Annotated in this window: 11 protein-coding genes; 6 read left to right on the top strand and 5 right to left on the bottom strand. The window is 41.0% G+C overall.

What is annotated here, in order from left to right; translation table 11 throughout:
• Nucleotide 1: 1 nt before the first annotated feature.
• From DQ356_RS10495 to DQ356_RS10480, 4 genes are all read right to left on the bottom strand, one after another.
• Complete coding sequence (locus tag DQ356_RS10495; protein WP_114304446.1) at nt 2–544, bottom strand: hypothetical protein; 543 nt, start codon at nt 542–544, stop codon at nt 2–4.
• 85 nt (nt 545–629) lie between these two features.
• On the bottom strand, nt 630–3,089 hold the full coding sequence (locus tag DQ356_RS10490; RefSeq protein WP_114304445.1) for a ligase-associated DNA damage response DEXH box helicase: 2,460 nt from the start codon (nt 3,087–3,089) through the stop codon (nt 630–632).
• An 18-nt stretch (nt 3,090–3,107) separates the two neighbouring features.
• The gene (locus tag DQ356_RS10485) at nt 3,108–4,691 is read right to left on the bottom strand and encodes an ATP-dependent DNA ligase (protein ID WP_114304444.1); all 1,584 of its coding nucleotides are present in this window, start codon (nt 4,689–4,691) and stop codon (nt 3,108–3,110) included.
• A 32-nt stretch (nt 4,692–4,723) separates the two neighbouring features.
• Nucleotides 4,724–5,743 carry a ligase-associated DNA damage response exonuclease gene (locus tag DQ356_RS10480; protein ID WP_114304443.1) on the bottom strand — a complete coding sequence of 340 codons (1,020 nt, stop codon included), beginning with the start codon at nt 5,741–5,743 and terminating at the stop codon, nt 4,724–4,726.
• Between the two features lie 623 nt (nt 5,744–6,366).
• On the opposite strand from DQ356_RS10480, the gene DQ356_RS10470 reads away from it, so the two are divergent.
• The 6 genes from DQ356_RS10470 (at nt 6,367) to DQ356_RS10445 (ending at nt 12,717) form a co-directional block, all read left to right on the top strand.
• Nucleotides 6,367–7,377: a TQO small subunit DoxD gene (locus DQ356_RS10470; RefSeq protein WP_114304441.1), complete on the top strand. Its 1,011-nt coding sequence runs from the start codon at nt 6,367–6,369 to the stop codon at nt 7,375–7,377.
• Nucleotides 7,378–7,582: 205 nt separating this feature from the next.
• Nucleotides 7,583–7,933 (top strand): 4Fe-4S binding protein, encoded by a 351-nt coding sequence (locus DQ356_RS10465; protein ID WP_114304440.1) that lies wholly within the window; start codon nt 7,583–7,585, stop codon nt 7,931–7,933.
• Between the two features lie 72 nt (nt 7,934–8,005).
• A complete protein-coding gene (serC, locus tag DQ356_RS10460; RefSeq protein ID WP_114304439.1) occupies nt 8,006–9,064 on the top strand; it encodes a 3-phosphoserine/phosphohydroxythreonine transaminase in 1,059 nt (352 codons plus the stop codon).
• A gap of 26 nt (nt 9,065–9,090) precedes the next feature.
• The gene (locus tag DQ356_RS10455) at nt 9,091–10,047 is read left to right on the top strand and encodes a D-2-hydroxyacid dehydrogenase (RefSeq protein WP_114304438.1); all 957 of its coding nucleotides are present in this window, start codon (nt 9,091–9,093) and stop codon (nt 10,045–10,047) included.
• Between the two features lie 11 nt (nt 10,048–10,058).
• On the top strand, nt 10,059–11,300 hold the full coding sequence (locus DQ356_RS10450) for a DUF1015 domain-containing protein (RefSeq protein WP_114304437.1): 1,242 nt from the start codon (nt 10,059–10,061) through the stop codon (nt 11,298–11,300).
• A 34-nt stretch (nt 11,301–11,334) separates the two neighbouring features.
• Nucleotides 11,335–12,717: a M28 family peptidase gene (locus DQ356_RS10445; RefSeq protein WP_114304436.1), complete on the top strand. Its 1,383-nt coding sequence runs from the start codon at nt 11,335–11,337 to the stop codon at nt 12,715–12,717.
• A gap of 2 nt (nt 12,718–12,719) precedes the next feature.
• Here DQ356_RS10445 and DQ356_RS11450 read toward each other — a convergent pair whose 3' ends face one another.
• Nucleotides 12,720–12,938 carry an RES family NAD+ phosphorylase gene (locus tag DQ356_RS11450; RefSeq protein ID WP_114304435.1) on the bottom strand — a complete coding sequence of 73 codons (219 nt, stop codon included), beginning with the start codon at nt 12,936–12,938 and terminating at the stop codon, nt 12,720–12,722.
• Nucleotides 12,939–13,328 lie beyond the last annotated feature (390 nt).

Genomic DNA, 13,328 nt, shown 5'->3' with positions numbered 1-13,328 from the left:
TTCAAAAGGTTTTATCTCCGAACGGATTTTTGAAAATGAGTTCTTCAGTTCTGGATTTCAGCTGGAATTTCCGCTGAATAAGATTCATGGCCATTTTTTTCAGCATCATATCCTTATCTATCAGTTGCCAGTACGGAGTTTCGTGCAGAGTTTTCGGAGTGCGGATCGTTCTGAAAACGGTCTCCCAACGGTCGGCATCGTGATAAAATTCGATAATTCCACAGTGTTCCGGAATTTCTTTGGAATCAATCATTCCCATTGGAAGCAGAAAACTGAAATGATTGCAGACATAATCGCCACAGCAAATCTTATCATGTTTCAGGTACTTCTCTCCTGTGTGCCGGTTTAGATAGAACTTTTTGAAATCGCTTTTGAAATCGCTTTTGCTGAATTTAATTTCAATTTCATGGCTGAAACCATCCGGATTAATCAATAACAAATCCGCTTCCCAATCGGCATGGAAATGATGGGTTAAGATTACCTGTTTTTCGAAATCACATTGGGTAGAAATATAAGCGTGTATCAGTTCTTCAATCTTAATCATCACGGTGCAAAATTAGCAAACCGCATTGATTATTCCTGACAATTACTCAGAAATAAAAGAAAATTCTAATGCGTTTAAAGATTCATTAAGACTGCAATTTATTTTTCATGGCTTCTAATCTTAATTTTTTGATGCGGGCATCCAGATCTTCACTGGAAAGTGTGGAACGAAGGCTATCCACTTTTATCGGGAAACTGAGCGGCGTAAATGCGGTGGCTTTTTTCAAAATAATTTTTGATTGGGAAATTCTGTGGAACGCTGCACGCAAACGTACCTCTTCCAGTTGCTGGTTAAATACCTCAGTATAAGACTGCCGTACCAAAAAATGATCCGGATGATACTGTTCTAAAACATTGAAAATCAGTCCGGCAGATGCTTGCAACGACTTATTATTGCGCTGTTTTCCATACAGATTCTGAAGCACCAAGCCGGAAACTACGGCGATATCTCTGAATTTTCGTCTTGCCATTTCTGTAGCATTGATGCTGGAAATTACATCGCGCATCAGGTTTTCCTCGGACAAAATTTTCTTTAGACTTTCATCGTTTAAAGGTATTTCGGAATCGCTGAACAATTCAAAACCGTAATCATTCATCGCCATCGAAAACGAAATCGGGGATATTTTTGAAATCCGGAATGCAATTAAAGCCGCCATCACTTCATGGATGAGCCTTCCTTCAAACGGATACATAAACAGGTGAAATCCCTGCCGGTTTTCTATCATTTCCACCAGAAATTCATCTTCTCTCGGGATATGCGATCGCTCATTCTGACGAACCAAAAGCGGATGCAGGAACTTCAGTTCTTTCTCTGTGGCTTTTGGATTTAATGAGTCTGAAAGTTTTTTGCGAAGAAAATGTCCCAAATCCGAACTCAGCGGCAATCTTCCACCCAAATAACTGGGGACTTTTGCTTTTCCTTTTGAAGCGCGGACATACACGGTCATTTCTTTAATCATTGCCACTTCCAGTACTCTTCCGGCAAGAATAAATTTATCCTCTTTATTCAATCGTGAAATAAAATATTCCTCAATCATCCCGATATATCCACCAGAAAGAAACTTCACTTTCAGCATCGCATCGCTGACGATAACGCCCAAATTCATGCGGTGAAGCATCGCTATTTTTCTTGAAGTAACACGATAAATTCCCTTTTCATCCACCACCACTTTGTGAAATTCTTCATAGTTTTTCAGAGCACCGCCACCGATGGTGAGAAATTCCAGAATTTCATTAAATTCAGACTCCAACATCGCACTGAAAGCAAAAGTCTTTTTTACGATAGTCAACATTTCTTCTTTTTTAAATCCTTCGCCGACAGCGATAGTGACGAGGAATTGGGTCAATACATCAAAACTTAAAAGCAGCGGTTCGCGTTTCTCGATGACCTTTTGTTTGACCGCTTCTTTCAACGCTGCGACTTCTATCAGTTCCAAGGAATGGGTCGGAACACAGTAAATTTTTGACGTTTCAAAAGGCGAATGTCCGCTTCTTCCGGCACGTTGCAGAAACCGAGCTACCCCTTTTACAGATCCTACCTGAATGACGGTATCGACAGGCTTGAAATCTACACCCAAATCCAGCGATGAAGTTGAAACCACTGCTTTCAGTTTGCCCGAACTTAAATTTTCTTCAATCCAAATCCGGAGATGGGCATCGATGGAACTGTGATGAATGGCAATCTGGCCGGCCAAATCGGGATTAGCGTCCAGCAACAGCTGATACCAATATTCGCTTTGACTTCTCGTGTTGGTAAAAATGATGGTTGACTTTGACTGTTCGATCACCGGAATTACTTTTTCTGCCATTTTCGCTCCGAGATGTCCGGCCCAGGGAAGTACTTCCACCTCATCTGGAAACACGGAAATAATGTCGGTTTTTTTCTTTTCTTTAGCAATAACTTTGGCTTTCTTTCCCGGAAATGGCAGCAGCACTTCCATCGCTTCATCCAGGTTTCCAATGGTTGCTGTTATTCCCCAGATTTTCAGTTTCGGAAGTTGATTTTTAAGGTAACTCAGCGCCAGCTCCGTCATTACGCCCCGTTTGTTTCCCAACAGTTCATGCCATTCATCAACGGCGATACAGGAAAGGTTTTTAAAGAAATTGGAATTGTTTTTCTGAGCCAAAAGAAGATGCAAACTTTCCGGAGTTACCAAAAGAATATCCGGCATATTCCGGGTTTGTTGCTGACGGATTTTAATGTCGGTATCGCCGTTTCTAACACCCACGGTCCAGTCGAGGCCGATTTCATTGATGGCTTCGTTAATCGCTTTGGCAATATCTTTTGCGAGGGACCGCAAAGGTGTGATCCACAATAATTTTAATCCTTTAGAATATTGTTCAGGATGATTCAGAAAATGGATGACCTGCGCCAGAAAAACGGAGTAGGTTTTTCCGAATCCTGTGGGCGCAATCACCATTCCGCTGTACCCATTTCCAAATTTTTCCCAGGTTTTATGCTGGAAACCAAACGGGCTGTTTCCTTTTTCCTTCATCCAGTTGCGGACGATCCGGTATCCTTCTGTTGTCTCAAATTTGTTTTTCATGAATCAGAAGTTCTAAAATCAATCGGTAATTAATTTTTTAAGATCGTCCAGATGATCTATTTCTTCGGCAGTTTTATCTTTCCGCCATCGTACAATCCGGGGAAACCTCAATGCCACACCGCTTTTATGTCGTTTACTGTAGCTTATTCCTTCAAAAGCAATTTCAAAAACGAGCTCCGGCTTCACCGTTCTTACAGGCCCGAATTTCTCCAGCGCATTTTTGTTTACGAACCGGCTTACTTCCATTATTTCCTTGTCAGTCAATCCCGAATAGGCTTTGGCAATCGTTACCAAACGATCTTCATCTTTCACCGCAAAGGTATAATCGGTATAATATCCGCTTCTTCTGCCGCTTCCTTTTTGTGCATAAATCAAGACTGCATCTATGGTATAAGGATTTATTTTCCATTTCCACCAGTCGCCTCTTTTCCGGCCTGCATGGTACACTGAATTGTGATGTTTCAGCATCAGCCCTTCTGCATTTATTTCTCTCGCATTATTCCGGATTTCATCCATAGTTTCCCAACTTTCAGAAGTTATTTTTTGTGATAAAATAATATGTGAAGGCAAGTTCAGTTCGAGCCAGTTTTCTAATTTTTTTCTTCTTTCCTGAAGGGGTTTCTGTCGGAGATCTTCATATTCCAACTCCAGCAGATCGTACACGATACATTTCACAGGAATTTCTTCCAACATTTTTTTTGAAATCGTTTTTCGGTTCAGCCTCTTCTGAAGTTCGCTGAAATTCAAAATCTTATCCTCTTTCCAAGCAATAATTTCCCCGTCAATCACAAAATTTCCTTCACACTTTTTCAGAGATTCCACCAATTCCGGAAACTGATCCGTCACCAGTTCTTCACCACGTGACCAGATAAAAATTTGATCATTTCTTTTAATGAGTTGCCCGCGTATTCCGTCCCATTTGTATTCAATCTGCCAGTCTTCCGGATCTCCCAGTTCGTCCGTTTCTTTTTCGAGGGGATACGCCAGACAAAAAGGATACGGTTTGGAGTCGTCCGGATTGTCAATATCACCCTGTATCAGTTCTGAAAAAGAATAATTCACAGGATCCCACTTTCCCATAATGGAGTGCATGAGCGCCGCAGGTTCCTGCTCAGTAAATTTGGCCAAAGCATTCACCAAAGTTTTATGCGACACGCCGATTCTAAAACTTCCGCCAATTAATTTGTTGAAAATAAATCTTTCTGTGACTTCCAGTCCGTCCCAAGTGTGAAGAATAAATTCCTTTTTTTCAGCTTCTGTTTTATTTTTCAATTCTATGATTTCGGACATCCATTGCGATAGAGATTTCACAATCTGGAACCTTGGCGGAGGAAGCAGCAGCGAAATGGTTTCTCCCAAATCTCCTACTGCGCTGTAACTTTCCACAAACAACCAATACGGAAGCCCGGTGATTTCCAAAGTCCATTCCTTCAGTAGATTAGTCGCCACCGTTCTTTTCGGCCTTTTTCCTGTGAAAAGAGCGATGAACCACAACTTATCATCATCTGCAGCCGTTTCCAGATAACTGATGATGGCTTCCAGTTTTGCATTCGTTTTATTGGTGCTTTCCAGTCGTTTTATTAGTTCGGCAAAATCTTTCATTCAAACTTTGGGTTAGTAATGGAGACATTTTTTTAATTTTTATTTTCCGGAGAATCCGTTGGTACTTCATCCGGTTCTTCACCTCCGAAGCGGGTAGAAATTGCTTCTGCCTCAATTCCGATTTCATTCAGGTATTTTGAAAAAACATCTGTAAAACCGTGAGTGACGTATACTTTCTCCGCTTCCGTTTCCTTTACTGCCTGCAAAAGTCCGTCCCAATCGGCGTGATCACTGATGGCAAATCCGGCATCCGCGCTTCGCCACCTTCGGGATCCTCTAACCTGCATCCACCCGCTGCAAATAGCCAGCGCAGCATTCGGAATTTTTTTGATGACATTACTGTCTAATAAAGCCGGCGGAACGATGACGGTGGCGCCCTGCATTTCGCTTTTGTGTGTAAAATCGATAACACTGTACGACGGCAATTCTATTCCCGATTCCTCAAATGCAGAATTTAACTTGGCGATCGAATGATGCACCAGAATGTTGTCATTACTTTCCAACGCCTTCAGAATCCGTTGCGCTTTGCCTAAAGAGTAGCCTACCAACACTGAAGTTTTGCCATTCTCCCGATTCTGAGACACCCAATCCTGAAGTTTTCGGGTCATTACCGGCACCTCATCCCAATGATAAATGGGCAATCCAAAAGTAGATTCTGTAACAAATTCATGGCATTTCACCGGATGAAACGGTACAGAAAGGCCATCGTCCTGCAGTTTGTAATCACCGGAAACCACAGCCACGAAACCTTTATATTCCAGTTTGATTTGTGCCGACCCAATAACATGACCGGCCGGAAAAAAAGTAATTTCTACATTATTTTTGTTGATAGTTTCGCCATATCCTACACTTTGCACGGATATATCTTCTGCGATTCGAAGTTTCAGAATAGGCTTGGTATCGTGATGGCAAAGATATTTTTTCATTCCCCATCGCGCATGGTCGGCATGAGCATGGGTGATGACTGCAAAATCCACGGGATACCACGGGTCAACATAAAAATTTCCCGGTGGACAATATATTCCTTTGTTCGTAAATTCAATTAATTTCATCTAATATCAATCTTCCCTTCCGTTTTGATTTCGGAAAATTTATAAACCTAACAATACGGTTAGTTTTCAAAAATCCGGCCACATCGGGTCATTTTACAATGAGTGAAGATTCTAAATATTTTTTACCGGATGATTAAATTGACAATGTAATCAACCATATTCATCACCAAAAAAAAACCTATCTTTGCCACAATGCGTATTACTTTACGACATATCCTCATCTTTAAACACTTCTTAATTCTGTGTCTTGGTGCATTTGCATTAAGTCCATGCATCGTAAAAGAAGCCATGTTTGGCTCTGCAGAGATAGAATACACCCGACCATTCAATAAAACGAAGACCACAAATACGATAAATATTTGTGCGTATTTTCAACGTGAAAGCCTTCAGATTTCGGCCGACCAAAAGACGAAAATCAAGCATCAAACTGAACATTTTTATTTCTCAGAATATCCGTTTTTTGAAATTAATTTTGATAAAGCAAAAAGCACTTTTTCAGAAGGATTCTCGGGGAATAATCCTCCCAAATATATTTTGTTTAAAAGACTGAAAATAGCTGTTGCGTGATTTTGTAAATCCCGCGATCATCACAAACTTTTCACGTTAAACAAATATATAAATCAATGAAACATACTATTGACAATACTGCGTACACCAATGCCGGACTTTTTACATTATCCCTTCGATGGGTTATCGGCTGGACTTATTTTTCAGCATTTTGGAGACGTCTGATTTTAGACAATAAGCTAATTCCGGAAGAAGCAGGTTACATCGGCGAAAAATTCAATCATTTCCTTCCCAACGCTTTAGGTATTCGCCCTATTATTGAATATCTGGTCACTCATCCGGAAGCGTTACATCTTTCGATGGTTATTTTCACGATTGTAGAAGCCATCGTTGGATTGTGCATCATTTTAGGCCTGTTTACAAGACTGATGAGCGTGGGAATATTTTTCCTTGCTATGGGAATATTACTGGGTTCCGGATGGATTGGAACCACATGTCTGGATGAATGGCAGATTGGTGTTTTAGGCGTATCCAGCGGATTTGTCCTCTTACTTACCGGAAGCGGGTCATATTCTCTGGATCAGTATTTCATGAACAAAAACTACGCATTCACTCACAAAAAATGGTTTTCATTTCTAGGTTCAGGAGTGCTTCCTCTCAGAAATCTGCGCGTGAAAGTGCTGGTGATGTCCTCAGTTATTTTTGGACTTACTTTGTTTACGAATCAATATTTTCACGGTGGTGTTTTTGGAACCCTTCATAATAAATCAGTAAAGCCGAAAGTGGAGATTTCTAATATTCAACATCAGGGTTCTTTGCTGACTTTTGAATTATTCAGGGTCGAAGGTGCCGATGTTTACGGTTCATTTCTGATCGGAATCGAAATTCTGGACGAAAATAAAAATATTGTGAAGTCTCTTTTTCATCAACAACTTGCGGAATTTCCCACCGATAAAATTCACAATCACTATGTGGCAAAAATTAAACCCGGAAAACACAGCTTGGTCTTGCCGCTTGGTGCCAAAGCAGATATAACTCTTGATTTAGAAGAAACTCAAATTAAAAAAAACTATCTGCTGAGACTGACGGACATCAGCGGAATAGAATGGACAGCGGAACTACCTTAGTTCTTTTAAAATCTGCCGTTGTCATCTTCGGCAGCTTTTAATAAGTTCAACTTGCTCATTCTATATTTGCTTTATCCTTCTGTTTTTTAGAATTTATTGTGGAATTTTTAAGCTGTAATGAAGTCGAATTGACTGGTACGTTGCTGAGGGTCCGGAGAATTCTTCGTATATTTGCAGCAAATTTCATAAAAAATAAAGATCAGCAATGGCGATTAGAATAACAGATGAATGTATCAATTGCGGGGCATGTGAGCCGGAATGCCCAAACAACGCAATTTATGAAGGTGCTGTAGACTGGAAAGCATCCGACGGTACGGCGCTGAAAGGGATGGTAACGATGAAGTCCGGATTAACCATTGATGCCGATGCTCCACAGGAACCGGTGAGTGACGATGTCTACTTTATAGTGACCGATAAATGTACTGAGTGCATAGGCTTCCATGAAGAACCACAGTGCGCGGCTGTTTGCCCGGTAGACTGTTGCATCCCTGACGAAGATCATGTGGAAAGCGAAGAAAGCTTGCTCATCAAAAAAGCTTTTTTGCATGGAGAATAAATAATAGCCCCGGTAACTGTGGGCTATTTCCTTTTCTAAACCTAAAACTAAACACAAAACACTCTCAATTATATGAAAAAACACAATTTCAGCGCAGGTCCCTGCATTTTGCCTCAGGAAGTCTTTGAACAATCCGCCGCAGCCATTCTGGATTTCAACGGTTCCGGACTGTCACTTTTGGAAATCTCACACCGGAGCAAAGATTTTGTTCCTGTAATGGAAGAAGCCAGAGCCATTGTAAAAAGACTGATGAAACTTGGTGATGAATACGAAGTCCTGTATTTGGGCGGCGGAGCAAGTTTGCAATTTGCCATGGTTCCCTTCAACCTGATGAAACAGAACGGTGGCCATGCTGCGTATCTGGATACTGGAGTTTGGGCTTCAGGCGCCATCAAAGAAGCTGAAAAACTGGGAAAAGTTAATATTATCGGGTCTTCCAAAGCCGAAGGATATACTTATATTCCTAAAAATTATACCGCAGGTCCGGAATATGATTATTTCCACTGCACTTCCAATAACACCATTTACGGGACTCAAATGAAAACTTTTCCGAAGGTAGATACCCTCATGGTATGCGACATGAGTTCGGATATTTTTTCAAGAGAAATGGATTTTTCACAATTTGATCTCATCTATGCCGGAGCCCAGAAAAACATGGGGCCTGCAGGTGTAACCCTCGTGGTAGTAAAAAAAGAAATTCTCGGTAAAACCGGCAGAAATATTCCTTCCTATCTGGATTATTCACTTCATATTTCCAAAGATTCCATGCTCAATACGCCTCCGGTATTTCCGGTGTATGCCAGCTTGCTGACCCTTCAGCATCTTGAAAAAAATGGCGGTATCGCTGCTGCAGAAGAAAAAAATATGGCCAAAGCTGCACTATTGTATAGAGAAATCGACCGCAATCCCCTGTTTGAAGGTTTCTGTGCAGAAGAAGACCGTTCGCTGATGAATGTCTGTTTCAAAATTACGGACGAAACCCGCAAAGAAGCATTCGATGCTGCCTGGAAAGCTGCCGGAATCAACGGGCTGAACGGACATCGAAGTGTAGGCGGCTATCGCGCCAGCCTGTACAACGCTCTTCCTTTGGAAAGCGTAAAAATACTCATCGACGTTATGAAATCTCTATAACCAAAAAACTGATAACACTTACAAGTATGAAAATTTTAGCCAACGACGGAATTTCCCAAGCCGGTAAAAACGCACTGAAAGAAGCCGGACTCCAACTCCTTGAACACAAAGTTGCTCAGGAACAGCTAGCTCCTTTCATTAATGAGCATCAGGTCGATGTTTTGCTGGTACGCAGTGCAACCCAGGTAAGAAAAGAACTGATTGATGCCTGTCCAAGCCTGAAAATTATAGGCCGCGGTGGTATCGGTATGGACAATATTGATGTGGAATATGCCCGTGCAAAAGGGATACTCGTGATAAATACTCCTACTGCTTCGTCCCGGTCGGTAGCAGAAATTGTATTTGCACATTTCTTTTCTCTCGCCCGTTTCCTGCATGAATCCAACAGAACCATGCCGCTGGAAGGCGAACTGAAATTCTCCGAACTGAAAAAATCATATTCCAAAGCTGTAGAACTTCAGGGTAAAAACCTGGGAATTATCGGATTTGGAAGCATCGGTAAAGAAGTTGCCAAAATGGGAATTGCACTGGGCATGAACATTGAGATCTTCACCAGAACACCGAGAACCGAAACTCTGACTCTGAATTTCATGGACGGACAGGCGGTTCATTTTGAAATCAGCACCACTCAGGATTTGCAGGCGTTTCTTAGTAATAAAGATTTTATAAGTCTTCATACTCCAAAATCTGAAGGTTATATTATTGATCATAATCAATTTGAGCAGATGAAAGACGGTGTTTTCATCGCCAATACTGCTAGAGGTGGCGTCATCAATGAAGTCGCCTTGTTGGATGCCATAGAGTCTGGAAAAGTAGCCGGAGCGGCCTTGGATGTTTTTGAAAACGAACCACGCCCCGAACTTGCCCTGTTGATGCATCCTCAATTATCGCTCTCGCCACACCTCGGCGGAAACACGATAGATGCGCAGGAAAAAATAGGAACCGAACTCGCGGCGCAAATCATTCAATTTTTCAAAAACTAATTCACCGAAATATGCCTATTTTCAAACCATTCCGTGGCATCCGTCCTCACGAAGATTATCTCGAGCGGTTCCCGAGCCATCCTATCGACAATTATACTCAGGAAGAACTGAATCGAAAAGCTCAGGAAGATTCTTCTTACATTCAGATGATCAAACCTTTTGTCTGCAGCAAATCCAAAGATGTAGACCGCAACCTGAGAAAGATCCGGACTAATTTTGAAGAAATGCTGGACAGTAATAAGCTGGTTCAGGATGCCTCATGTTATTACTTATACGAACAGATTCACCCGAATAAATCTATATTCAGAGGGCTTCTGGGATTGGTGAGTGTGGAAGATTTCTGGGCTGGAAAAATTAAAAGACATGAAAGTACCATTCCGCAAAAAAAAGAAAACCTCGCTTATTATCTCGAAAAAGTAAATCTACAGGCAGACCCGGTATTGCTTACCTACCCTGCCAATTCCAAGGTGGAACTTTTGATGAATTATGAAGAAAAAAATGTTCCGACAGTAAATATTGTAGATAGCCAAGGTATTCGACATAAGATATGGAAAATAGACAACCGACTGAAAATGCTTCAATACAAGGAAGTGTTGGATCAGGTGGATTCATTCTACATTGCAGACGGACATCACAGAATTGGTTCCACAGCACTAAATGCCAAACTGCAAAAGGAGAAAAATAAAAAACACAACGGCACAGAAGGATATAATTTTATTTTCAGCTTCATCGTTTCCAATCAGTCCATTAAAATACATGATTACAACCGTTATCTGACGGATCTGGGCGGAATGAAACCCGATGAGATTCTGGAAAAACTCCAAAAGTCATTCACGATCTATGAAAAAGGAAGTACTCCTTATTTTCCTTCACAGAAATTCCATATTTCCATGTATCTCGACGGTTTATTTTATTCGCTGCATGTGAAACACGAACTCCGAAGCAATGAGGCTTCTCTTCATCATTTGGATCATCATTTGTTGGATCAATATATTTTGAAAGATATTTTCGGGATTGAAAATACTGACAGTTCCGACCGGATCAAATACCTGAAAGGCAACTCTTCCGTAGAAGGTATTTTAAAACTGAAAGAAAAAATAGATGACGGCCACGGTGCTGTTGGATTCGGAATTTATCCGGTGAGTTTTAATGAAATGCTTAGAATTTCAGACAACAAAATAAGCATGCCTCCCAAATGTACCTACATCGAGCCTAAACTCATCAGTGCACTCATTATGTACGACATGAAATAATTTTCTTATTTTAGTCTCGCAAAGAAAGGTATCGATGAATAAAACCCTCCTTCTTATTCCACTCTTTCTGGGTGGAATTTTATTTTCCCAGAAAAGACCGGCTCAAAAGCCAAAAATTGATTTCCGTACAGATTTTAAAAAAATATCCGACGAAATCATGCTGAACAGTACCGCCTACGAGAACTTGCGTGATCTCACCCAGAATATTGGTGCCCGTTTCAGCGGAACACCGTCTTACGATCGTGCTGTGGAATGGGCAGAAAAGAAATTTGAAGAAAACGGAGGAAGTGCTATACGGAAACAAAATGTTAAAATTCCGGTTTGGGAAAGAGGCCGGGAACAGTTTCAGATCAGTAGCCGACAAGGCAAATGGAAGAACATCAAAGCACTGTCAATGGGAGGATCCGAAGGAACTTCCGGCAAAGATATTACCGGTGAAATTCTCTATGTTCCGGATCTCGTGGCCTTCAACAAACTTACCACCGCAGAAGTGCGTGATAAAATTGTATTTTTCAATTATGCATTTGATCAGACGCTCATCAACCCTGCCGAAGCCTATCTCGATGCAGGAAGATACCGCTGGTCTGCCCCATCATTAGCCAGCCGCAAAAGCGCAAAAGCCATTATTACCCGTTCCGCAACGTCCGCTTTTAACGATGTTCCGCACACCGGAAGCATGTATTACGACAGCGATGATAAAAGAAAAATCCCGGCGCTCACCATTGGTGCGAAAAGCGCAGACGAGTTGGAAATATTGCTAAAAAAACAATCGGTGACCGGAAAACTCAATACTACTTCCGGAACCAAAGGTGAAACGGTAGTTCATAATGTGATCGCTGAAATTCCCGGAAACCGTTCTAAAAGTATTATTCTGATCGGAGCGCATCTTGATTCCTGGGATATCTCGGAAGGCGCTCACGACAATGGTGCCGGAGTGGTACAGGTACTGGAAGTGTTGCGGATTTTTAAAAAATTAGAGATTCAGAACCAACATACGTTACGATTTGTTCTTTTTGCCAATGAAGAAAATGGCGTTCACGGTGGCGAAACGTATGCAGCACAAGTAAAAAAATCCGGAGAAAAGCATCTTTTTGCAATTGAAAGTGACGCTGGTGGTTATTCACCACGGGGCATTTCTTTAGACATGATTCCGCAGCGTAGAAGACAGATTCTGGCTTCGAAACAATTATTTTTACCATACGGTGTTTATGATTTCAGTCAGGAAACGGCAGCTCAGGATATTTTGCCTCTTAAAAAACTGGGTATTCCGTTGGCGGAACTGGTTCCTGATATGCAACGTTACTTTGATATCCATCACACCAGCGAAGATACATTTGATAAAATCAACCGCCGGGAACTCAATCTTGGTGCGGTTGCGCTTGCTCAAATGGTCTATCTGATTGATAACAGTTGGTAATTTTAACGGACAAACAACCGCTGATCAAAACTGAATTTTTCTTTTTTAATGATTTTAACCTTTTTAAAATCCGGATGTTGAGGATTAATAAGATAATTAAAATCGCCCTGAACCACAGCTGAAGGCACTTTTATCACCAAAAACTTTTTGTTTTTCAGAAAAGCATCGCCCAATTGCTGGGTAGAATCAGAATGCGGAAATAGCTGCCAGTCGGAAGGCAGTTTTTTGGATTCATAAAAAAAGCGCGGTTTCCCGCGCTAAAAACAGACCTAAGGTCATAACATAAAAAAGTGTCTATGAAGAAATTATTTTGGTGCCTTTAATTATAAGATGCAAAAACATAAAAAAGTTGCACTTGGAAAAGAAAAAATTTTTAAATTTTATTTTTTCTATAATTTCTGAATGATACCGATTTAAAAATTAGACTCCGCAGAACACCTTCATATTTACTTACAAAAAAAACGCAGTTTCCCGCGTTTTAACAGACCATAAGTCATAAGTAAAAAAGTGTCTATGAAGAAATTATTTTGGCGTCTTTAGTTATAAGATGTAGAAATGTGAAAAAGTTGCACCCCAAACAGGAAAAAAGTTTCAAAAATTTTATTTACTTT

The sequence above is a fragment of the Chryseobacterium lacus genome, assembly GCF_003336205.1.
In the GTDB taxonomy this organism is placed as follows: domain Bacteria; phylum Bacteroidota; class Bacteroidia; order Flavobacteriales; family Weeksellaceae; genus Chryseobacterium_A; species Chryseobacterium_A lacus.
This window is presented reverse-complemented; position numbering and strand designations above follow the sequence as displayed.